The sequence below is a fragment of the Izhakiella australiensis genome (assembly GCF_002006995.1).
GTDB classification, from domain to species: Bacteria; Pseudomonadota; Gammaproteobacteria; order Enterobacterales; family Enterobacteriaceae; genus Izhakiella; species Izhakiella australiensis.
Genome location: NZ_MRUL01000005.1, coordinates 80,464 through 101,987, shown reverse-complemented (window position 1 = coordinate 101,987; position 21,524 = coordinate 80,464). Strand labels below are relative to the sequence as shown.

At 51.9% G+C, this 21,524-nt stretch carries 20 protein-coding genes; 7 read left to right on the top strand and 13 right to left on the bottom strand.

The annotated features are described in order from the left end of the window. Positions 1–213: 213 nt before the first annotated feature. Positions 214–693, top strand: a complete 480-nt coding sequence (locus tag BTJ39_RS09775) for a hypothetical protein (protein WP_078002503.1) — start codon at positions 214–216, stop codon at positions 691–693. A gap of 143 nt (positions 694–836) precedes the next feature. On the opposite strand, the gene fdhE is transcribed toward BTJ39_RS09775, so the two are convergent. Beyond that, a complete protein-coding gene (fdhE, locus tag BTJ39_RS09770) occupies positions 837–1,763 on the bottom strand; it encodes a formate dehydrogenase accessory protein FdhE (RefSeq protein WP_078002502.1) in 927 nt (308 codons plus the stop codon). 461 nt (positions 1,764–2,224) lie between these two features. Between fdhE and fdhD the strand changes: the two genes are divergently transcribed. The 3 genes from fdhD (at position 2,225) to BTJ39_RS24845 (ending at position 4,913) form a co-directional block, all read left to right on the top strand. Beyond that, positions 2,225–3,052, top strand: coding sequence for a formate dehydrogenase accessory sulfurtransferase FdhD (fdhD, locus tag BTJ39_RS09765; protein WP_078002501.1), 828 nt, complete (start codon positions 2,225–2,227; stop codon positions 3,050–3,052). Positions 3,053–3,495: 443 nt separating this feature from the next. After that, on the top strand, positions 3,496–4,113 hold the full coding sequence (gene sodA / locus BTJ39_RS09755; protein WP_078002499.1) for a superoxide dismutase [Mn]: 618 nt from the start codon (positions 3,496–3,498) through the stop codon (positions 4,111–4,113). Between the two features lie 521 nt (positions 4,114–4,634). Then, positions 4,635–4,913 (top strand): FaeA/PapI family transcriptional regulator, encoded by a 279-nt coding sequence (locus tag BTJ39_RS24845; protein WP_078002498.1) that lies wholly within the window; start codon positions 4,635–4,637, stop codon positions 4,911–4,913. A gap of 56 nt (positions 4,914–4,969) precedes the next feature. Here BTJ39_RS24845 and BTJ39_RS09745 read toward each other — a convergent pair whose 3' ends face one another. From BTJ39_RS09745 to BTJ39_RS09705, 9 genes are all read right to left on the bottom strand, one after another. Further along, positions 4,970–7,003 carry an FKBP-type peptidyl-prolyl cis-trans isomerase gene (locus BTJ39_RS09745; RefSeq protein ID WP_078002497.1) on the bottom strand — a complete coding sequence of 678 codons (2,034 nt, stop codon included), beginning with the start codon at positions 7,001–7,003 and terminating at the stop codon, positions 4,970–4,972. Beyond that, on the bottom strand, positions 7,003–7,488 hold the full coding sequence (locus BTJ39_RS09740; protein ID WP_139356334.1) for a hypothetical protein: 486 nt from the start codon (positions 7,486–7,488) through the stop codon (positions 7,003–7,005). The genes BTJ39_RS09745 and BTJ39_RS09740 overlap by 1 nt, the downstream gene beginning before the upstream one ends. A gap of 18 nt (positions 7,489–7,506) precedes the next feature. Next, positions 7,507–8,163 carry a helix-turn-helix transcriptional regulator gene (locus BTJ39_RS09735; RefSeq protein WP_078002495.1) on the bottom strand — a complete coding sequence of 219 codons (657 nt, stop codon included), beginning with the start codon at positions 8,161–8,163 and terminating at the stop codon, positions 7,507–7,509. A 336-nt stretch (positions 8,164–8,499) separates the two neighbouring features. After that, complete coding sequence (locus tag BTJ39_RS09730; protein WP_078002494.1) at positions 8,500–8,862, bottom strand: YibL family ribosome-associated protein; 363 nt, start codon at positions 8,860–8,862, stop codon at positions 8,500–8,502. Positions 8,863–8,947: 85 nt separating this feature from the next. Next, positions 8,948–9,493, bottom strand: a complete 546-nt coding sequence (locus BTJ39_RS09725) for an MltR family transcriptional regulator (protein ID WP_096777717.1) — start codon at positions 9,491–9,493, stop codon at positions 8,948–8,950. Between the two features lie 65 nt (positions 9,494–9,558). After that, positions 9,559–10,707, bottom strand: coding sequence for a mannitol-1-phosphate 5-dehydrogenase (gene mtlD, locus BTJ39_RS09720; protein ID WP_078002492.1), 1,149 nt, complete (start codon positions 10,705–10,707; stop codon positions 9,559–9,561). A gap of 60 nt (positions 10,708–10,767) precedes the next feature. Beyond that, on the bottom strand, positions 10,768–12,702 hold the full coding sequence (locus BTJ39_RS09715; RefSeq protein ID WP_078002491.1) for a PTS mannitol transporter subunit IICBA: 1,935 nt from the start codon (positions 12,700–12,702) through the stop codon (positions 10,768–10,770). A gap of 473 nt (positions 12,703–13,175) precedes the next feature. Next, positions 13,176–13,880 carry a DUF3053 domain-containing protein gene (locus BTJ39_RS09710; protein WP_078002490.1) on the bottom strand — a complete coding sequence of 235 codons (705 nt, stop codon included), beginning with the start codon at positions 13,878–13,880 and terminating at the stop codon, positions 13,176–13,178. 221 nt (positions 13,881–14,101) lie between these two features. Then, the gene (locus BTJ39_RS09705) at positions 14,102–14,521 is read right to left on the bottom strand and encodes a hypothetical protein (protein ID WP_078002489.1); all 420 of its coding nucleotides are present in this window, start codon (positions 14,519–14,521) and stop codon (positions 14,102–14,104) included. Positions 14,522–15,096: 575 nt separating this feature from the next. On the opposite strand from BTJ39_RS09705, the gene BTJ39_RS09695 reads away from it, so the two are divergent. Further along, positions 15,097–15,387: a helix-turn-helix domain-containing protein gene (locus BTJ39_RS09695; protein ID WP_078002487.1), complete on the top strand. Its 291-nt coding sequence runs from the start codon at positions 15,097–15,099 to the stop codon at positions 15,385–15,387. A 131-nt stretch (positions 15,388–15,518) separates the two neighbouring features. Here BTJ39_RS09695 and glyS read toward each other — a convergent pair whose 3' ends face one another. Beyond that, a complete protein-coding gene (gene glyS / locus BTJ39_RS09690) occupies positions 15,519–17,588 on the bottom strand; it encodes a glycine--tRNA ligase subunit beta (RefSeq protein WP_078002486.1) in 2,070 nt (689 codons plus the stop codon). Positions 17,589–17,597: 9 nt separating this feature from the next. Next, positions 17,598–18,506, bottom strand: a complete 909-nt coding sequence (gene glyQ, locus BTJ39_RS09685) for a glycine--tRNA ligase subunit alpha (protein ID WP_078002485.1) — start codon at positions 18,504–18,506, stop codon at positions 17,598–17,600. 241 nt (positions 18,507–18,747) lie between these two features. Here glyQ and BTJ39_RS09680 point away from each other — a divergent pair, with 241 nt between their 5' ends. Further along, positions 18,748–19,740 (top strand): acyltransferase, encoded by a 993-nt coding sequence (locus BTJ39_RS09680; RefSeq protein WP_078002484.1) that lies wholly within the window; start codon positions 18,748–18,750, stop codon positions 19,738–19,740. Positions 19,741–19,793: 53 nt separating this feature from the next. On the opposite strand, the gene BTJ39_RS09675 is transcribed toward BTJ39_RS09680, so the two are convergent. Next, the gene (locus BTJ39_RS09675; protein WP_078002483.1) at positions 19,794–20,729 is read right to left on the bottom strand and encodes a LysR family transcriptional regulator; all 936 of its coding nucleotides are present in this window, start codon (positions 20,727–20,729) and stop codon (positions 19,794–19,796) included. Between the two features lie 133 nt (positions 20,730–20,862). On the opposite strand from BTJ39_RS09675, the gene BTJ39_RS09670 reads away from it, so the two are divergent. Next, positions 20,863–21,489, top strand: coding sequence for an NADPH-dependent F420 reductase (locus BTJ39_RS09670; RefSeq protein ID WP_422386033.1), 627 nt, complete (start codon positions 20,863–20,865; stop codon positions 21,487–21,489). Positions 21,490–21,524 lie beyond the last annotated feature (35 nt).

The following is a 21,524-nucleotide window of genomic DNA, read 5'->3' as shown; positions in this document are numbered from 1 at the left end:
TGATTACTTTTTGCTTCAGATGGCAGCTTAATAATCCTGTATTTCATTCTTTAATGTAAAAAATCAGCTTGCCAAAAATTACCCTGATATGAAAGTTCGCCAGATTCTGCTGCAAGGCGAGTAAGCTTGCCTGTGGCATTTTAATTTTTCGGGTGTCAGTGATAATGGTTGAGCCTCTGTGGGTTTCTGCCATTCAGAATACGGAGGTTTAGGGTGGTGGTAGTCAGATATAATTTGATAATTTTAATTTTTTTATCTTTAACCGGTTGTTCACTTATTTCCTCTGACGGGATTGATACTGAACCAAATGCTCAACGTACAGCAAGTGCGGTTAAGTCTCGCTATCCATCATCGATTGGAGAAGCGAATAAAAAACCCACAAAATATTGGAATGCGATCCCTTCTTCTAATAACACCTGTATCGATAATTTTAATTTTCTCAAAAGTACAAGCCCGGATGATTACTCAGACTTTGAGGAGCGGTATAGCAGGATCAGTAAAGTATATGGTTTTCTGAATAAAAACAAGAACATCATGGACCCGGATGCTAGATCGATTCTTTCGATCTCTCTCAACATGAAGCTGTATACGCTATGTGAAGAAATTAGGTACAAAGGCTATCAGCTGGTAAGGGACAAGGTCAGGGTCGTTGAAAATAGTGACCGGATATCTTCTGCAGAAGCGGGGAAATAAGCCCATATTTTTATCAGAATGGGTCGGGGAGAACGTTGTGAGAATAACTCTACGAGGTTTCTTTTCATTGCTATCTCAAGGTAACTTTTTAGTCTTACAGACGACGACTTCGTTCCCCCAGGGAGCAGTCGTCGCCGCTAAGCTTATTCACCGGGAAACAAAAACGGATTCAGACTGCTGCGGGCAAATCCTTCCTGCTCCATACGCGCATCCAGCACCAGTGAAGCCAGATCATCGGCAACCGGTTCCAGCGCGGGATCTTTTTCCTGATAGAGCATTTTCAGGTAGGTGCCGCAGTCGCCGCAGCTTTCCGCTTTTATCGCGCTTTTTTCGCTCTCCAGCGCCCAGTAATGCATATCGATGGTTTGCTCGCAGTTAGTGCATTTCGCGGGCTCCACGTACCATTCGCTTTCACACAGATTGCAGTGCAGATAGCGTAAATCCTCGCGCTGAGTTGCCATATGCACCACGCTTGCTACCGGCATACTGGCGCAGACCGGACAAAACTGGCGATGTTCACCGAATGTGGCGCGTGCTTTGCCGGGAATATGCGCTGCCATTTGCGCCCAGTAAACGGAAAGGGCTGCCCAGATAAAGGGCGCTTTATCGCTGTTGAGCCGGGCGAACTCCTGCGCGAACAGCGCATCGGCCATCGATTCCAGCTCGCTGGCGGATGATTTTTCAAGATTTTCCAGCACCGCCAGCGCCTGACCGGTCATTTCCGGTTTCAGCTCGGCGATTAATGAGTGCAGCAGCCGCTGCCAGTGATCGCCACGTGGCAGGCTATGGATATCAAGCGGGGGTTTGCCAATGCTCGCGGCCTGCTTGAGGCGCGAGTGCAAATCTATATGCAGCGGATGGTCGTAAAGTACGATCTCCTGCGCCTGGGCGATTTTAGCGGCGAAGCGCAGATAATCACCCAGCGGGTTTTTATCTGCCAGCTGGCGCAGTCGTGCCGCCCTGCGGCTGTAGAGATTTTTAAGCCGGGGAAAAAGTAACGGTGGAATCGTCTCCTCCGTTATCTTATCGCTCTTCTCCAGCGCGTCCAGTGGGATGATCCGAATACTCATCAGAGACGTTTTCCTGTTGGTCAGGTGAGCGTTGCTGTCGTAATTTCCGACACCGAATGCGCTGGTCGTGCGGCGTGGATCCGCAGTATTGAACATGCGTCGCTAAACCGCAGACGCCAGATAACTGACCGCTAACCAGCTGCAAGAGTAAACGGATATTCGAAGCCTTGAATACACATTTCTGCCGCAAATTATAGCGTCCGTGAATGACGAATTCCTTATGACGGGCCATTTTATGGCTATTTTTTGCCCACTTCATAACATAGCGCTTAATACGAGGCGATTGCCGGAGAAAGTATCGGGGGTAAAGGCTGCTGGCGTAAAACGGAGAGCGGCAATCAGCAGTTTGCTGCTGACGTTGCGTCGAAGGTCGCGGCGCGCCAAAATAAAACCGTTTAGCCATGCTATAAAGTTAAAGAATTATCATATGAATTGTCGGGTTGAGAAAAAGGGTGGCATCGTTGGGCGCTGAAAAACAATATCCTGGTGAGGTTACCTCCACCACCGCTGGGGCGATCGCTAAGCCGGTCTGGTCACGTTCAGCGTTGAGTGAGCCTGCCGTCGACTGGCTGGCGCAGGAGGTGCCGGTTGCGCTGGTCTATAACGGGATTTCTCATGTGGTGATGATGGCAACCCCCGGCGATCTCCAGCATCTGGCTGTAGGCTTCTCGCTTTCAGAAGGGATTATCTCTACGCCGCAGGATATCTATGGCATTGATATCGTCAACGCGGGTCAGGGTATTGAGGTTCAAATTGAACTGTCCAGCCGCCGCTTTATGGCGCTAAAAGCGCGCCGTCGTTCGATGGAAGGGCGTACCGGTTGTGGCGTATGTGGCGTGGAGCAGCTGGCTGAAGTTGGCAAGCCCATTGAGCCGTTGCCATTTACACAATCTTTTGCGCTGTCGCTGCTTGATGCGGCGCTGTCGCAGTTAAAGGCCTGCCAGCCGGTGGGAAAAATAACCGGATGCACACATGCCGCCGCCTGGTTAATGCCTGATGGCCAGCTAGCCGCCGGGTTCGAAGACATTGGTCGCCATGTGGCGTTGGATAAGCTGCTTGGGGCGCGCAGTCATCGACCGGAATGGCAGGCGGGAGCGGCGCTGATCTCCAGTCGCGCCAGCTATGAAATGGTGCAGAAGGCGGCGATGTGCGGCGTGGAGATCCTGTTTGCCGTTTCCGCCGCAACCAGTCTGGCCGTTGAGGTTGCCGAGCGCAGTAACCTGACGCTGGTCGGCTTTAGCCAGCCGGGGCGTGCAACCGTCTATTCCCATCCGCAGCGCTTACGCTGATTATGCTGGGTCAGAACCAGCTGCTTTCGGTATAAACCCGATAACACGTCAGTAACGTTGCTGGAAAATGCAGATGATTCTTAAACCACGGTAACGGCATCGGCGGTTTGAGTGCCAGCATGTCGGTTACTATGTGGATCTTTGTGCTGTTTATCGGCGGCGTGCGGTGAGTATTTCATTGCTGATAATCAGGAGGCTGCATGATTTTGCGGCTGGCGCCTGCAACGTGGTTTTATCGCTGTTGGCTGCCCGGTGGATAGCGTCGGCGACCTCCTTTTTTGCAGAAAAAAACCGTGTTTGTTCGGAAATCGCATCGACTGAGAGATTGTAACGCATTGATATACCTTTCCCGGTTGTTGAATTTAACTATAATGATCTCACTGCTTACGCGGTGAAGGACAGCAGGCTGACCTTCACGCTTACCTATAAAATGGAGATGAAACATGAGCTATTCACTGCCATCCCTGCCTTACGCCTACGATGCACTGGAACCGCATTTTGACAAGCAGACGATGGAAATTCACCACACCAAACACCATCAGACCTACGTCAACAACGCCAATGCCGCGCTGGAAGGTACCGAATTCGCAAACCTGCCGGTTGAAGAGCTGATCGCCAAGCTGGAACAGGTTCCTGCTGACAAGAAAACCGCCCTACGTAACAACGCTGGCGGTCATGCAAACCACAGCCTGTTCTGGAAAGGCCTGAAAACCGGCACCACGCTACAGGGGCCGCTGAAAGCTGCCATTGAGAAAGATTTCGGCAGCGTAGAAAAATTCAAAGAAGATTTTGAGAAAGCAGCCACCACCCGTTTTGGTTCCGGCTGGGCATGGCTGGTGAAAAAAGGCGATAAGCTGGCAGTTGTCTCTACCGCTAACCAGGACAGCCCGCTGATGGGCGAAACAGTCAGCGGCGCTTCCGGATTTCCGATTATCGCTCTGGACGTGTGGGAACACGCTTACTATCTGAAATATCAGAATAAACGTCCTGACTACATCAAAGCGTTCTGGAACGTGGTTAACTGGGACGAAGCTGCAAGCCGTTTCGCTTCAGCAAAATAAACCCGCTTTCGAAGCCAGAAGCAGAGGCCGGCAAACATCAGTTTGCCGGCTTTTTTATTCCCGTATACGCCAGATTAATAATTTAATTCTCAAGACGTTGTATTTATTAACAAGATGTTTTTGCACCAGGGCGGGTTTATTTTTCGCTTATTCGCGTAAATCAAACAAAGCCAGGTTTTGTTTTGATTTGTTGTATATCTTAATTTTATTTTTTTGTTTGCAAGCGGGGTGGTGTTGCCTTTTTGGTTCTTTCTTATTTTTCTGTTGTTAATTTTATTATTTTTTTATTAACCATAATGCGTTGTGGTTAATATCTTAATCTTGATTGGTCTGTACATTATTTAACAAAAAAACATGCCATAACTTTAATGGCAACAATATTAATTGGCTGTGCAGCTTTGTTGTTTACTCATATTCTGGCATATTTGTTTTTCAATTTTTTTAGCAATCAAGTTAACGGAGCTGCGGATATATTCCGCAACTCTGCTATGGACAGCTGGAGCGCAACCAGGAGTAATAACATGGACAGATTTAATGTTCGCAGTAGCAAAAGGCTGGCCACGATAGTTGAGGTTTTGCAGGTTATTGAAGAGATGATGGACTCACCCGATAATTCTCCTGCTGATTTATTCTCATTTCCCAGCACGCGTGATATTGCCGATCGCTGTAGCCTGAGCATTTATTCAACGCGGCATATCCTTTTACTATTGCAGGAGAAAGGATTGATTCACTCCGTGAAGGGAAAGCATACGAAACACCTTTACTGGAAACGCACTGACAGTCCAGGCCTGAAACACTGATCAAAAAAACCATCTTAATAAAGATGGTTTTTTTGGTTAAATAATAATGGATCGCATTAGCGCTTTAATTGTTTGGGCGCTTTTCCTTCCGGCCAGACGGCAGCGATGCGTATATGATAGACCATCGTCGCATCAGGTGGGATCTTAGGCGGTACGCCTTTTTTACCGTATGCCAGCTCCGGCGGCACCACTAAATTCATTTCACCCTGGCTGCGAAGTTTCGACAGCGCTTCCTGAAATAGTGGCGGATAGGCGCTCATCTTTTCACTCAGCATCTGCCTGGTTTTTTCCATATCGTTGATAACCCTACCGTTAGTCAGGCTCTCTTCAACTACGATAGCAACGGTATCACTGGGTTTCAGCGGTTTAATTCCCGGTTTAAGCACTTCATACCAGAATCCATAAGGTGATTTCTTAACGCCTTTTCGCTTACGGTAGGCGTCAAGAAAGCCGCGATCCTGCTTGCGGATGGTTGGTTTAAAACCTGGCGGCGGCGGTGATGGTGCTGCTGCTTGTTGTGAACGCGTTTTCGCTGGCAGCTGCACGGCATTTGCTTCATTTGCCGCTTCCAGCGCTTTGGTAAAGCTTTTTTCGTCGATCTTTGGTTGATGATTGAAGGCATCGATAATACCCGCCAGGATAAGATTCTTATCGACCTTATTGCCTGCCGCCTGATGCTTTTCCTGCAATAGCAAAATTTCAGCACCGAGCGAAATACCAATGGCATAGCCCTGGCGAACGGTAGGATTTTTTAAAATTTGCGGATTTAAAACCGGTAAGTTTTTGAGCGGTACGGCGTTAAGCCGATTTTGCAAGTCGGCGACTTTAGCCTGTGCCTCATTCAGGCGCTTTTGCAGCCCGTGGGATTCGTCCGGCGACTGCTGACCACTGTGGCTGTTTTCACTACTGCCGGCGCCTGCCGCCCGCAGCAGTTCGAGCTGATTTTGTAACAGGCTGAGCCTGGCGCTGGCTGCCTTTAACGCCTCCGCCGTCTTCTGGCGCTCCGCCACTGCTGATTCAGCGTCCTTGCGGCTCAGCTTCAACTGCTTTTGCAGCCCGTCCAGCTTGACGTTTGCCGTATTAAGCTGTGCTTTAAGCTGCTCCTGCGCGTTTTTTAACGCCAGCTCTGATTTTTGCTGGCCGGTGTCGGCGTTTTTCCGCGTGCGCTCCAGCTGCTGGTTTGCTGCATCCAGCTGTTTTTGCAGCTGCTCCCGCGTCGCTTTTAGCGCCTCGGCGGCCTTCTGCTGTCCGGCATAGGCATCATCACGGGCGTGGATAAGCTGTTGGTTTACCTCATCAAGCTGTTTACGCATCAGGGCGATTTCCGCCGCGTCCTGCTTCGCTGATGGCTGCCTGGCAGCGCGTAGTTGCTCCAGCTGGCTACGGGTCTGGCTGAGCTGCTCCTGAACCTTTTTTAATGCCTTATCCTGCTGCTGGCGGGCGGATTGCGCCGATTCCGCGTCGGCCTGGGCCTTAGCCAGCTGCTGCTGTAGCGTTTTTAATTGTTCTGCTTGTGCCTGGCGTGCGGGTTTTTGCGCGCGCTGCTGCTCTAATTGCTGGCGAACCTGTTTTATATGTTTTTTTAGCGCATGGCGTTGCTTCAGCAGCTGGTTATATTTTACCACCAGCTCGCTGGTGCGCTGCTGGCTTTGCGCCAGCTGCTGCGAAAGCGCCTCAATTTGTTGCCGGGTCTGACTCTCTCCGCTGGTAATGCCGGAAAGCTGACGCAGCTTCTGCACGGCGGTAGCAATTGCCGACAGGTCAATTTTTTCACTGGGTTGCGGATTTTTCTGGGCTTTTTCCAGCGCCTGCTTTAAGGCGTTTATTTCATCGGCCTGCTGCTGCAGACGTCGGCCGTCCTGCAAGGCGGCCTGATTCTGACTGACGCTTTTGGGGGATTTTTGTACGGACGACTTTTTTGGCGCCGACGCGCGATGCGTTGCTTGCTTTGAATGGCCCGGTGGATGCTCCGCCGTATACCGCTCAGCGAAGCGGAGTAGCGGCGGTACTGCTGAATCTGCTTTTGCCGCTAGCGGCAGTTGGGTAAGGCTCAGGCTGGCAGCGATACTAAGATAAAGCGCTCCCCGCATTACGGCATAGCTCCATGCAGGCTAAGGGTGTTCATCATCGTCTGGCCAATCTGCGCGCAGATCAGGTTTGAGCGATAATGATACAGCGCATCAATGGTATCCTGCGTTTCGGCAGAGGTTTCCGAGCGAATTGAAGCATATTTTGCCGCCCCGTTCATAATGAAGCGGAACGCGTTATTAAGACGTGGATATTGGTTTGGCGCCAGGGTTTTCAGCGCTTCAAGCTGAGCCTTGCAGCGTTCCAGGTTAAGGGTTTCACTGCTTTTGCTCTGGCTGTCAGTTGTCGTCTCAGAGGTTGCCGGTTCTGACGAATGCGGCGCCAAAGGCCGCAGGTTGTCAGCACCGGGTGATGAGGGCATTGTGGCCACTTTTGCCGGTGGCGCCTCAATCGTTTTTTTTACAGGGTGACTGCGAAACATACCCTGACAACCTGCCAGTGAACCGCTCACCAGCAGAGCCAATATGAGACACCAAGGGGATTTCATATCCATCTTCCTGAAAATCTAGGTATTAGTTACGTTTCTATTACTCGCAAGGGCGGTAAATGACGGCGGGGGACGGAAAAAGCCTTCATCAATCAACCAGTAGTTCAACTCGGTGGTGCGACTGATATTGAGCTTGGTCATAATGTTGCGTTTATGGGTGCTGACGGTTTTCTCACTAATTTGTAAGTAGCGCGCTACCGTTGCGTGGCTGATGCCGCGGGCCAGAAAGCGCAATATCTGGGTTTCGCGAAATGTCAGCGGGGAGCTGACAGAGAGAGCCGCGGCATTAAGCGGAGAAGTGTTGGCGACGCTTTGCAGCAGATCCAGCGCCGCGTCCAGATACTGCTTAATAACGGCAGGCTGAGTATGACGCGATATCGTGACGACGTTTTCCTGCAGAGAGGCGACCTCGTCCGGGCTGCTGTTTTCCTGTTGCTGAATGATAAATACGTGGCGACGGAAGGCGGGCATTTCCATGCGCAATGCGTGCAGGCGATAAGGCGTCAGTTCGCTTTGGGTAATAAAGATGATTTCGCTACGGGCGCGTAGCTGAAACTGATCGGCGAAATTAGCATTGAGTTTACGCCCGCTGGCCCACTCAGATATAAGTGTCTGTAAGCCTGAGGCGTAAAAACGATCGTCGTCACATATAAGTACCGAGAGATTTTTCTTCATTTTTTACTTCCCTGTTAGCCATCTCTGGGCGCGATGCTCTGCGCGGCAAGATTATCCTGATGTTGTTCTTTGGTGGCTATTAGCCAGACGTTTCCTTCAAGAAAGGTATAACGCAAGCCCTTATCTAAGAGCTTGTAGTTAATATACCGCAAAAAAAACGGGGGGAGTCGTGGCTGAAAAAATGCGATATTTTTGACTGTAAATTTATTTACCGCGACGTTTACTCATGGATAACGAGGAAAAGTAATGGTTATCGCATGGCGTATCGGAGGCAGACGTAAGGGCAATGCAGAGAAAGTAAGCAAGCCTGACAGCCAGGCTTGCCGGAGGCGAGGATTAAAATTTGCTGTTAGCGAAACCGGTCATCTCGGTCAGTTCCATTTCCCGTCCCAGCGCCGTCATGGGATGAACAACCACCAGTCCTTTGACCGATTTCTTCAGGGCGCCCATGTTCGCCTGCTCTTTGCGGGTTATTGCGCGGCTGAAGGTCATTTTCTTTAATTTCAGCGCTTCTTTACTCAGCTTCTGCTCGCGCAGGCTACGCAGGCGCTCAATCTCAGCTTCGAGCTTGTCTTTTTCTGCCAGCAGTTCGCCTAATTTTTCACTGTCTCCGGCGCTGAGCAGCGTTGGTTCTTTACGATTTAGCGCATCCAAACGGTCGCTGAGGCGCTTAATCTCTTCTTTTTCCTGTTCTTTCATTTTGACACCCGGTGATTCTTACCTGTAACAAAAACCATTAACCCGGCTAAGGATACACTAAAGGGAGATATTCGGGGAAAACCGTCTATTTCTGGAAGGCTTTTTTCATACTTATACGGGCGATCAGTTCGGTCAGCGAGAGCACCATGGTTGAGCGCACCATTTGCTGATAGCGCTGCTGCTGCATTGCCTGTAATTCTGCGTCTTCTCCTGCCAGATGCGGGCGGGGCGGCAATGTACTCACGCAGTGCAGCTCAGCGAATGGCCCGATAATTTCGTCATCGGTAAAGCGATATTCGCTGCCATCGTGATTCATCTCTTCCCGCAACGCCATCAGCAGCTCGCAGTCTTCGTATTCATGACGACTGATAATACCGAGGCCATAAATTAGCTTCAGTCGCACTGATAGTTCGCCGAGAGGGCCACTTCCCAGCAAAAGCGGTTCGACGGCATATTTCACCGCATAGTCGTCTTTGCGAAACACCTTTATGACTAGCATATTGACTGCTTCCGCCAGTAATTCGACGGTGGCGATCAAAAAACTTCGCACTGTTCGGCCGGCATTAAGGCGTTCAAGAACCTGATTTTCAAATGCCTGGGGTTGTTCCATAACTGCCCGTAACTTTTGCATAACCAAGGAGGGCGCCGATTGACGGAGCCCTTTGCTTTTTACCTGATAGGTCAGGAGAGGCGACATTACTTAATAGCGTTGTAAGCCTTCACTACGTCAGCAACGACCTCGCTTTTGCTGTCCAGACCAGAAACCTGCGCCAGCGCATCCTGCGGGCCTTTTTCCGCCAGTAACGCGGCCAGCTCCTGCGCCTGTGGGTCCTGGTCGCTGTGATAATGCATCGCTGCGGCAATACCCGTTACCAGGTTAGGATGCGGCAGATGATACTCCAGCGTACCCAACGTTGGTTTGATCAAACGATCCCCGGCGCTAAGTTTCCGCAGTGGCTGACGGCCAACGCGCTCAACGTCATCTTTAAGATAGGGGTTTTCAAAACGACCGAGGATTTTGTTGATATAGGCGGCGTGCTTCGCGGGATCGAAGCCATAACGTTTGATCAGCACGGCCCCGCTTTCTTCCATCGCGCCTTTGACGATAGCGCGCACTTTGCCATCCAGAATTGCATCACGAATAGTCTTATGGCCGTTGAGCTGCCCAAGGTAGGCCGTGATTGCGTGGCCGGTATTGAGGGTAAAAAGCTTACGTTCGACGAACGCCATCAGATTATCAGTGAGCTCCATGCCGGGGATCTGCGGCAGCTGGCCCTTAAACTGCGTTTTATCAACAATCCATTCGCTGAAGGTTTCTACCGTCACCTCCAGGGGATCGTTGCTGGCGGATTCGGACGGCGGCACGATACGATCGACCGCCGAGTCAACAAAGCCGACGTGCGCTTCAACCCAGTCATGATACTGCGCGGGCAGCGCGTTGAGCACCTGTACTTTTAGCTGGCTGGTGCCGCGAACCATATTTTCACAGGCGATAATATTCAGAGGACGGGAATTACCGCTATCACTGCGTTTGGCCAGCCCTTTAGCAATTCCCGGAGCGATACGTTCCAGAATTTGCGGACCAACCGCCGTGGTAACGATATCAACCTGGGCAATTTTGCTGATAACTTCTTCGCTGGTGCTATTAATGGCGTCAACGCCTTTGACAATCTCTACCAGTGCCTGCTCGCCAACCACGTGTACCGGATACTCTTTGCGTGCATTCAGCGCATCCAGCACCGCCTGATTAACGTCGGCGAAAGTGAGCTCAATTCCGGCATCAGCCAGCAGTTTGCCAATGAAGCCGCGGCCAATATTACCCGCGCCAAAATGTAATGCTTTCATAACGCTACCTTTACAAATAACCCGTAAATAAAAAGGGGCCGGGTAAGCCGGCCCCTCCGATTATGCAGTGTGTGTTCCGGATAGAATTTCCACTACTTCATCGACACTGGTGGTATTTGCCAGCTTCTCAATGACGCTCTCATCATCGAGCGCATTGGTAAGGCTGGTGATTACCTGTATATGCTCGTTGTTGCGAGCCGCGATACCGATGACCAGGCGGGCGATATCATCGTCTTCTTCGCCGAAGCGAACGCCTGCCGGATACTGACAGAACACCACGCCGGTTTTCAGCACGCGATCTTTTGCTTCAACCGTACCGTGCGGTACTGCAATAGACTCGCCCAGATATGTTGGCGTTAATTTTTCACGCTCCAGCATTGCCTCAACATATTCCGGCTGAACGTAGCCGCCTTTTACCAGTTGCTCGCCGGCAAAACGTATAGCCTGTTCTTTATCGCTGGCTGTCAGACCGAGGAATACGTTACTCGCGCTGAGCTTAAACAGATTTTCGCCGCTGTTATCAAAGCTATCAGCCAGCGTTTCGCCAACTTTCTCACGATGAGACTCGGAACGATTTGCGTCCACCAGGCGGGCGGTAAGATCGCTGTACAGCGCGCTGTCGAGAAAGTTACTCAGCGAGATGTGCTGTGCGTGTGGCGCCTGGCGAATCGCGCGCTCGGTCAGATCGCGGTGGGTGATAACCAAATCCACGTCACCTGGCAGAGCATTAATTGCGGTGTTGGTTACCGAGATGTTGCTCAGACCAGCGTCATTTACTTTCTTACGCAGTACGCCGGCACCCATTGCGCTGGAGCCCATTCCGGCATCGCAAGCAACGATGATTTTACGTACGTGGCTAAGATCGGCATCCTGGACGTTGGTACCGGACGCAGCGCTGGTCGTTGATGACTGACCTTTAGACTGCGCTTTCATATCCTGCACGCGGCGTGTAGCGGCTTCAATGTCATCATCTTCTTTGACTTTGCTGGTTTTCAGCAGGATGGCTGAAACCACAAAGGAGACGGCAAAGGCTGCAACTATCGCTGCGATGTTAGCGAAGTAGGCGCCTTTAGGCGTCATCGCCAACACGGCAAGAATGGACCCCGGAGATGCCGGAGAAACCAAACCGCCGTGCAGAACTGACAGCGTGAACACGCCGGTCATGCCGCCAAGGATAACCGCGATCAGCAGGCGCGGGCTCATCAGGACGTACGGGAAATAGATTTCGTGAATACCGCCGAGGAAGTGGATGATAGCCGCACCCGGCGCAGATTGCTTAGCGTTGCCGCGGCCAAAGAACATATACGCCATCAGCACGCCCATGCCCGGACCTGGGTTGGCCTCGATCAGGAAGAAAATAGATTTACCTTCCGCACTGGCCTGCTGAATGCCCAGCGGCGAGAAAATTCCGTGGTTGATGGCGTTGTTCAGGAACAGAATTTTTGCCGGTTCAACAAAGACGGAGGTGAGCGGCAGCAGGTTGTTTTTAACCATCAGGTTAACGCCGGTGGCCAGGATATGCGACAGGCCTTCTACCAACGGACCGATGGCAAGAAATGCAAGGATCGCCAACAGCATGCCGATGATACCGGCAGAGAAGTTGTTAACCAGCATTTCGAAGCCGCTTTTGATTTTACCGTCAATCTGGCGATCGAAGGTTTTAATTGCCCAGCCGCCCAGCGGGCCGGCAATCATTGAGCCGAGGAACATTGGCATGTCCGCACCAGCAATTACGCCCATGGTGGTAATTGCACCGACTACGCCGCCGCGATCGCCGCCGACCAGCCGGCCACCGGTATAACCGATTAACAGCGGCAGCAGGTAGGTGATCATCGGGCCGACCAGCTTGGCCAGCGTTTCGTTTGGCGTCCATCCCGTCGGGATAAACAGCGCAGTAATGATACCCCAGGCGATGAACGCGCCGATGTTAGGCATCACCATGTTACTCAGAAAACGGCCAAAGCTCTGAACTTTGACCTTGACTGATGAGGACATAAACACACCCCTTATTGGTACGCGCTGACAAATAAGAGAGCGCGTGATTTTTGTTAGAGTCTTACACAGTGGAAACCGTCGGTATTACTGTATGCACGCGGACTCTATCACGCGAATATGTCACTGCGTAGTACCTGGGCCAAACTGTGATTCATGTCACTAAATGCTGTGGGGGTGTGGTGGGTATTTAGTGATTTACGTCACATAAACAGCGTGTAAAAAAACAACACTGGCGATAATTAGTGCATGTAAGAGTTATTTATGTGATGTAGATCACTAATTGTTGTTGGCTGTTTGTTTTTATATTGTGATGTATATCACAAAGTATTTTCGTACAAAAATGCGTCCGATCACACTTTGTCCTGCGTGCGGCCAGCCAGGTTGGAAGTCGTAACTGAATTACGGTTTTACGCGGTCGCAAAGGTGGGATAAAAAGCCGGGTCGACGTGCGCCAACCCGGTCCGTGAGCGTGATTATTGCAGCAGTTTTTGCGCCTGGTTCAGCGCCTGACTGTTTTGTGCCAGCGCATTCATCAAACTGTTATACGTGTCGGCCTGCTGCTGACTGGTGAACTGGACGCTCACGCCATTAATAGTGACGTTGCCTCCCTGCTGTTGCAGAAAATCGCCAGCCTGAACCGCGCTCTGGCTAAGAGTCTGCAATGCGGGCAGCACCGGTAACAGCTGACTGGCTGGCTGCGTGACCACCTGGGCGTAAGCTTTATCGTAAACCGGCTTGAGATCTTCCGGCTGCTTCAAGCCTGCTTTGCTGTTATCCGCCTGGCTTTTTGCCGCCTGTAGCTGTTGAGTCAGCACCCCCAGCGAGCCGCTGGCCTGACGCAAGCTGTCGCGGTGCGTGATGTAATCCTGCGGCATGCGGATAGCGGTTAACTCTGAAACAACCGGCTGAATACCGTCCTGCTTCGCACGACTGACCTGCTGGGCGAAACCGTACAAAATGGCGTAGTCATTAACATAAGGACCAAATTTTTGCTTTTGATCTTCACTTAACGCCGGGATCCGCTCACCGCTGCGCATCACGGTGTTTTGCAGAAAATCAATGAAAGCTTTGCGTTGGTCGGCGGCTTTGTCACCACATCCGCTGAGTATTGCCGTCGAAACCAGGACCAGCAGTGGCAACCAGAACGCTGAATGTAAGCGTGAGATTCCCGTCTTCATGAATACTCCTGTTTAAACTATCAGTTTGATTCGTGGATAAAACTTGCCGAAAGAATAGACGAAAGCGCATTAAATTAACAGCGGGAATGCCGCATCAATCACCGTCCGTGCTGACACAGGATAGAGACATTGCGTGTAAAAATAAGGGGTTATAGCAGGATGTTTATCCGTAGCGGCAACAGGATGCTGTTGCATCCTGTTGCGATAACACCGCTAAAGTATTAAAGCGACCAGGAGGTAACCACTTTATTTTTATTAAAATAAATATCAAGGGTGTCGCCGTGATGTTCGGTATTTCCGGTAAGTTTGTTGGAGGCTGATGACGCGCTATCCGCCGCATCGTTTGCGCTTTGGGTCATGCCCAACGCGCTTGATATTGCCCCGGCGCCGGGAATATAGCCGGCAATGCCTGATGCCGTCCTCAGATTACCACCCTTATCATATGTCCAGCGCGATGAGCCGTCGGAATTCGAACGCTGCGAATCAGGCACGCCATACAGCGCCTGAACCTCAGCCTGAGTGGTTTTATCGGCAATGACGTGACTGCTGATATAACGCTGGCTGAATTTATCCTCGCCCCCGGTAGAACTACAGCCTGCAAGCAGCAAGGCGGCAACGACACCAATAACCAGTTTGTTCATCTTATTTTCCTGTTATATGCGGTAAGATATTTCTTATCACACTATTAATTTTTTTTAAATAAATGATTAAGGTTATGTAAATAAAAATTAACATTGATTTTTTTTATTTTAAATATCAACCAATAACAGACATATAGTTTTATGTACTTGTTAAGGATGACAATAAGCAAAAGATTGATTCGCAGAAAGCATAAATACCCGTTTGCAGACAGAGTATGCCGGTCTGTCCCCTTCATCTTTAATGGCTTTTACGCCTTAATCTGCCTGCCCGATCGCCTTGCACCATGACCGTCCAGGCGCGACTTTTTTCCGGGTTGCCATCCAGGAGAGATATTACTTGAATGCTGATGAGCGTAAATACTCACTGATTCATAGGGTTGCTTTAAAAGGGAAAAAAAGCATAAAAAAATTGGCGCAAGATCCCGGTTTCAGGCTAATAATTAAACCCTGGCGTTCATCCTTGCACTGCCTGTTCTGGCAAGCTTCCGTGCACGATCCCGACCAGTATTATCTGGACCTGTCTTAGGTCTTTCCTCTGGCTGTTCACTTATGTGAGTTTTATTGAGGAGTACCGTGTGGAAACGAGAGAACCAATTGCAGAGCTGCTAAGTAGTCTTGAGCAGATTGTCCTTAGCGGTAATCAGAAAGCGTTACCGAGCATTGATCGTGAAACGGCGCTGCCGGAACCCAAAAAGATCCGGGAAATTAGCGGCATGGAAGTTAATGAGTTTGCTCTGGCGCTGGGCGTGAGCGTTGCCTCAGTGAAGCGCTGGGAATCACAGACTGCCCGGCCATCGGGTTCGGCGCAGAAACTGTTGCAGCTACTGCATACCAATCCTTTGTTATATAAGCAGCTGGTAAATTAGTTTGTTATTACTTCATCTGGCGGCCGAGGCCTTGTCAGATAAATAGCGTAAAGCCCATTGTGGTAAAGAAAGAATAAAAAAACCCCAGCCGACTGCGCGTGGGGTTTTTTGCATTTAGCAGCCAGCGATGATTATTGCAGCAGCGAAATATCTGCAACCTGCAGGAAAAGCTCGCGCAGCTTAGCCAGCAGCGTAAGACGATTGAGCCTGACCGCCGCATCTTCAGCATTAACCATTACGTTATCAAAGAAGTTATCAACCGCTTCCCGCAGCTGGGCCAGCTCGTTGAGCGCTTCCTGATAACGGCCTTCGATAAACAGCGGCTCAAGCTTGCTGCTCAACGCTGCCACGTAGGTTGCGAGCTTTATCTCTGCGTTTTCTTTAAGCAGTGAAGCCTGCACTTCTTCATTCAGCGGGTCAGTCGCTTTAGCCAGGATGTTGGAAACGCGCTTGTTTGCTGCTGCCAGCGCTTGTGCTGCATCAAGAGTGCGGAAATGCGACACCGCTTTCATCCGCGCATCAAAGTCCGCCGGCCGGGTAGGGCGGCGGGCCAGTACGGCCTGGATGGTGTCGACACTGTGCCCCTCTTCCTGATACCAGCTGCGGAAGCGACCCAGCATGAAATCGATAACCTCATCCACCGCGTTTTTATTGGTCAGCTTATCACCGTACAGGCGCACCGCCTGTTCCGTCAGCGTTTGCAGATCCAAAGGCAGATTTTTTTCAACGATAATACGCAGCACGCCCAGCGCGGCACGACGCAGCGCGAACGGGTCTTTATCGCCTTTTGGATGCTGACCAATGCCGAAGATCCCAGCCAGGGTATCCATTTTATCCGCCACTGCAAGGGCACAAGCTACCGGATTAGAGGGCAGGTCATCGCCGGCGAAACGGGGTTGATACTGCTCGTTTAGCGCTACCGCGACGTCTTCCGCTTCGCCATCATGGCGGGCATAGTGCATACCCATTACGCCCTGAGTGTCGGTAAACTCAAACACCATATTGGTCATCAGATCGCACTTGGAAAGCAGTCCGGCGCGCGTGGCGTGGTTAACGTCGGCACCAATCTGAGCGGCGACCCAGCCGGCCAGCGCCTGAATGCGATCGGTTTTATCACGCAGCGTGCCGAGCTGCTTCTGGAACAGCACCGTTTCCAGACGCGGCAGGTTATCTTCCAGGCGCTTTTTACGGTCGGTATTAAAAAAGAACTCCGCATCCGCCAGGCGCGGACGAACGACTTTTTCGTTACCGCTGATAATTTGCTGGGGATCTTTAGAGGCAATATTGGCGACAAAAATAAAATGCGGTAGGAGCTTGCCTTGCTGGTCGTAAACCGGGAAATATTTCTGGTCGCCTTTCATGGTATAAACCAGCGCCTCGGCGGGTACCGCCAGAAACTTTTCTTCAAATTTAGCCGTCAGCACTACCGGCCATTCCACCAACGAGGTGACCTCTTCCAGCAGGCTGTCACTTAAATCGGCCACGCCGCCGATCTGGCGGGCGGCCGCTTCGGCATCGGCTTTTATCTGTGCTTTGCGGGCGTCAAAGTCAGCAATGACCTTGCCGCGTTGTTGCAGCAGAAGCGGATACTGGCTGGCATTCTCAATGGCAAACTCTTGCTCACCCATAAAGCGGTGTCCGCGGATGACGCGGTCTGAAGCGACACCAAGGATCGTCGCCGGAATCAGCTCGTTGTCCAGCAGCAGGGTAACCGTATGCACCGGGCGGACAAACTGCACCTCGCTGTCTCCCCAGCGCATCAGCTTAGGGATCGGCAGCTTAGCCAGCGCGGTACTCACCATCTCCGGCAGCAATCGCTGTGCCGACTCGCCCTTCACCGCCGCGCGATAAACCAGCCATTCGCCCTTGTCAGTGCTAATCCGTTCAGCCTGATCAACGCGAATGCCGCAGCCGCGCGCCCAGCCTTCGGCCGCTTTGGTCGGTTTACCGTCGCCATCAAAGGCGGCGGCGATGGCCGGACCACGTTTTTCTACTTCACGGTCCGGTTGCGCGGCACTCATCGCGGCGACTTTAAGTGCCAGACGGCGCGGTGCGGCGAACCAGCTGACTTCACCGTGCGCCAGGCCTGCGGCATCCAGTTCGGCGGTGAAGTTGGCGGCAAATGACTCGGCCAGATTACGTAGTGCTTTCGGCGGCAGCTCTTCGGTGCCGATTTCCACCAGGAAAGTTTTTTCAGTCATGGCTGCCTCTTACTTGTTATTGCACATCGGGAAGCCCAGCGCCTCGCGAGAGGCGTAGTAGGCTTCAGCCACGGCTTTAGTCAGGGTACGAATGCGCAAAATATAGCGTTGGCGTTCGGTCACGGAGATGGCTTTACGCGCGTCCAGCAGGTTAAAACTGTGTGCCGCTTTCAGAATGCGTTCATAGGCCGGCAGGGGCAGCGGTTTCTCCAGCGCCAGTAGCTGCTGCGCCTCTTTTTCATACTGCTCGAAGCAGGTGAAGAGGAAATCGACGTCGGCGTATTCGAAGTTATAGGTTGATTGTTCAACCTCATTTTGGTGGTAGACGTCGCCGTAGGTGGTTTTACCCAACGGGCCGTCGCTCCAGACCAGATCGTATACGCTGTCAACGCCCTGGATGTACATTGCCAGCCGTTCCAGGCCGTAAGTTATCTCACCGGTTACCGGTTTGCACTCCAGGCCGCCAACCTGCTGGAAGTAGGTAAACTGCGTCACTTCCATGCCGTTCAGCCAGACTTCCCAGCCAAGGCCCCAGGCGCCCAGCGTCGGGTTTTCCCAGTTATCCTCAACGAAGCGAATATCGTGGATGGTGGGGTCCAGACCCAGCTCTTTCAGCGATCCAAGATACAGTTCCTGAATATTGTCCGGCGATGGCTTAATAATCACCTGGAACTGATAATAGTGCTGTAACCGGTTTGGGTTTTCGCCATAGCGCCCGTCGGTCGGACGGCGTGAAGGCTGCACGTAGGCTGCGGCGATCGGCTCCGGGCCGAGTGCGCGCAGGCAGGTCATGGGATGGGATGTTCCTGCGCCGACTTCCATATCCAGCGGTTGGACGATGGTGCAGCCCTGGCGCGCCCAGTAATCCTGCAAGGTCAGGATCAGGCCCTGAAAGGTTTTAGTATCAAACTTTTGCATCTTGAATTCGCACGCGATACGGGTGGATTAAAAAAGTGTGCGCCAGTATACCCTTTGGCTGGGATGTTTACCAAAGGGGGATGCCTCTGAGGCCAATAATGGCCGAAAAAGGCAAACTTATCGCCTGGATGGGCTCGAAATCGCGCTCAGTATGCTCTGAATCGTGCTCTGCAATATTGTTGATGCGCTGTTTCCAGGGCAGGCTATCCGTTGACGCAAGGGGTTGTAACCTGAGGATAACATGACGCAACAGGTCGGTTGGATTGATAATTTACGCGCAGTAGCCTGCCTGATGGTCATTATGATCCATACCACGACCTGGTACCTGACCAGCGGCGCCAAAGCCAGCGAGCACGTCTGGGAGATCGCCAATCTGTTAAATTCCGCATCACGGGTCTGCGTGCCGCTGTTTTTTATGATTTCCGGCTACTTATTTTTTGGCGAGCGTAGCGCCCGCCGACGCCATTTTATCCGCATCGTCTGCTGTCTGCTGTTTTACAGTGCCGTTGCGCTGGCCTATATAACCTGGCTGACGCCTATTAGCGAAGGGCGTTCGCTGCAGCATCTGTTTCAGAAGCCGGTGTTTTACCATCTGTGGTTTTTCTTCGCCATCCTGGTGGTCTATCTGCTGTCGCCGCTGATTGAGGTTAAGCCGACTCATGCGCGTTACTTATTGATTATTGGCGTTATCTTTGGGGTTATTGCTAATCCTAACACCGTCAGTCAGTCATTGGGGTCTGTACACTGGCTGCCGCTGAATCTTTATATCGGGGGCGATACCTTTTATTACCTGCTCTATGGCTTATTTGGCCGGGCGCTTGGTGAGCTTAACAGTGCCAAAACCAGCTACAGCTGGTTGGCTGGCTGGCTGTTTTTCGCCTGCGTCATAGGCATAGCCCTCGGTACAAAAAACCAGACCGCGCTAAATGGCGCCTTTGCCGACACCTGGTATCTGTACTGCGGACCGCTGGTATTTATCGCCGCGTGCAGTCTGTTTATATTGTTCAAAAATGTTCTGCCGCAGTCGCTGCCGGGGCTGGCGCTTATTTCACGCTATTCTCTGCCCATTTACGGATTTCATGCGCTGTTTATTCACTTCATACGCACCCACCACTTAGATCACACCCAGCATCCCTGGCTGGATATTCCGCTGGTGTTTATTATCACGCTGCTGGGCAGTTTGCTGCTGGCCGCAGGGCTGAAAAAAATCGATAAGTATCATCTGGTGAGTTAGTTTGCTCTCCTGCACTGTCGGTTACGGCGACAAGCCAGCCCGCTTTGTTTCGCTCAATCATCATAAGGCCCTGGCATTTTCACCACATTGGGCTGTGCCCATCGCTGCTTGAGTTGATCGACAAACCATTTTCCCGCAGGGCCTGGTGGCTGCGAGGGTTGATAAAATGCAGACATGGTCAGCATAAAGCCCGTGCGGGGCATGTCATCCACATCCAGTACGACCAGCGTTCCGGCATTGATGTCTTGTTCAACCATGTGCAGCGGCATGCCGCCCCAGCCGACGCCATCTTTGAGAAACGCATATTTAGTCGACAGGTCTGCCAGACGCCAGGTCGCAGGAGACGCGACGGCAAAGTCGCGACCTGCTGAAAGGCTGGATCTGTCCGTCAGCACCAGCTGCACGTGATTTGCAAGCTCCTCCCTTGGGATTCGCTGAGTAAACGCCGCCAGCGGGTGGGAGGCCGAAGCGACGGCAATCAGCGGCAGCTCGCCCAGCCGCTCACTGGTCAGTGACGGAAATGTCTGCGGTAAGGGGGGCAGGATACCCAGGCTGCAGCGCCCATCCAGAACAGGTTGGTAGGCTGCCCCCAGCGCTTCCACGAAAAGGCGCAGCGGCGTCAGCGGAAACCGGACGGCAAAGGATTTCACCACCGCACTGATCACTGCGGTCGGAAAAAACACGTCGACCACAATGGATAACTCTGCTTCAACCCCGGAGGTCATAAGCTTCGCCCTTGCCTTCAGCTTGTCCACCCCGGAGACAATATTTCGGGCATCTGCAAGCATCAGAACCCCCTCCGGAGTGAGTTCAGGGTAGCGGCCTGAGCGATTAAACAGTACCACGCCGGTCTGGCTTTCCAGGCCGCTGATTAAGCTGCTAACGGCTGACTGAACCCGCCGGAGTTTACGGCCAGCCGCAGAAAAGCTGCCTTCATCCACCGCGGCAATAAAGGCTCTGATTTGATCGAGTGAGACACCGTCAAGCATGGCGACACCATGTATCTCTAAAACAGATGGGATGTATCAAAATATACTGTCTTCTCAGATGTGTTCCAATTAATTATTTTGTCTGCCAGCAGCACGCCCGCTGGTTATTCCGTACTGCGGCAGCCTGCAATACTTGTCATCCATTAAAGGAGCCGTTATGAACTATTCCATCATTGGCAGCGGCAGTGTCGGTATGGCACTGGCCAGCCAGTTTGCCCGCAGCGCTATCCCCGTCAGCATCGCAAACCGTCGCGGACCGGATTCGCTGATATCCGCGACAAAAAAATACGCTGACTATGTCCACCCGCTGCACCTTCAAACAGCGCTGGACGCCGACATCATTATCCTCGCCGTTCCATTTCCGGCGCATAAAGATATCGCGGCAACAAGAAAAGAATGGCAGGGCAAGATCGTTATTGATGTGACAAATGCCTGGGGTATCCCACTGTCCGAACTCGACAATCAGCCCTCTTCCGCAATAGTGGCGAAGGCGCTGCCGGGGGCGCACCTTGTCAAAGCGTTCAATCATCTGCCGGCAGCGATCCTCGCACAGGTTCCCGTTATTTCCGGGAGGCGCCGGGTTATTTTTGTTTCAGGAGACGATGAAGGCGCAAATACAACAGCCAGCGAACTGGTCAGTCAGCTTGGTTATTCCCCGGTCAGCCTGGGGAAAATTGCTGAAGGGGGGCAGCTGGTGCAGGCCCGATATAAACAATGGGCGCCGCTGATTTTTCAGGATCTGTTTAAAGAGGATAAATAAGCTTATGTACGATCATGAGCCGGGTAACCGTTGGT

Excerpts from the sequence above, each read along its gene's own strand:
- fdhE (WP_078002502.1), bottom strand. The coding sequence starts at position 1,763 with ATGAGTATTCGGATCATCCCACTGGACGCGCTGGAGAAGAGCGATAAG.
- sodA (WP_078002499.1), top strand. The coding sequence starts at position 3,496 with ATGAGCTATTCACTGCCATCCCTGCCTTACGCCTACGATGCACTGGAA.
- BTJ39_RS24845 (WP_078002498.1), top strand. The coding sequence starts at position 4,635 with ATGGACAGATTTAATGTTCGCAGTAGCAAAAGGCTGGCCACGATAGTT.
- BTJ39_RS09745 (WP_078002497.1), bottom strand. The coding sequence starts at position 7,003 with ATGCGGGGAGCGCTTTATCTTAGTATCGCTGCCAGCCTGAGCCTTACC.
- BTJ39_RS09740 (WP_139356334.1), bottom strand. The coding sequence starts at position 7,488 with ATGAAATCCCCTTGGTGTCTCATATTGGCTCTGCTGGTGAGCGGTTCA.
- BTJ39_RS09735 (WP_078002495.1), bottom strand. The coding sequence starts at position 8,163 with ATGAAGAAAAATCTCTCGGTACTTATATGTGACGACGATCGTTTTTAC.
- BTJ39_RS09730 (WP_078002494.1), bottom strand. The coding sequence starts at position 8,862 with ATGAAAGAACAGGAAAAAGAAGAGATTAAGCGCCTCAGCGACCGTTTG.
- BTJ39_RS09725 (WP_096777717.1), bottom strand. The coding sequence starts at position 9,493 with ATGCAAAAGTTACGGGCAGTTATGGAACAACCCCAGGCATTTGAAAAT.
- mtlD (WP_078002492.1), bottom strand. The coding sequence starts at position 10,707 with ATGAAAGCATTACATTTTGGCGCGGGTAATATTGGCCGCGGCTTCATT.
- BTJ39_RS09715 (WP_078002491.1), bottom strand. The coding sequence starts at position 12,702 with ATGTCCTCATCAGTCAAGGTCAAAGTTCAGAGCTTTGGCCGTTTTCTG.
- BTJ39_RS09710 (WP_078002490.1), bottom strand. The coding sequence starts at position 13,880 with ATGAAGACGGGAATCTCACGCTTACATTCAGCGTTCTGGTTGCCACTG.
- BTJ39_RS09705 (WP_078002489.1), bottom strand. The coding sequence starts at position 14,521 with ATGAACAAACTGGTTATTGGTGTCGTTGCCGCCTTGCTGCTTGCAGGC.
- glyS (WP_078002486.1), bottom strand. The coding sequence starts at position 17,588 with ATGACTGAAAAAACTTTCCTGGTGGAAATCGGCACCGAAGAGCTGCCG.
- glyQ (WP_078002485.1), bottom strand. The coding sequence starts at position 18,506 with ATGCAAAAGTTTGATACTAAAACCTTTCAGGGCCTGATCCTGACCTTG.
- BTJ39_RS09680 (WP_078002484.1), top strand. The coding sequence starts at position 18,748 with ATGACGCAACAGGTCGGTTGGATTGATAATTTACGCGCAGTAGCCTGC.
- BTJ39_RS09675 (WP_078002483.1), bottom strand. The coding sequence starts at position 20,729 with ATGCTTGACGGTGTCTCACTCGATCAAATCAGAGCCTTTATTGCCGCG.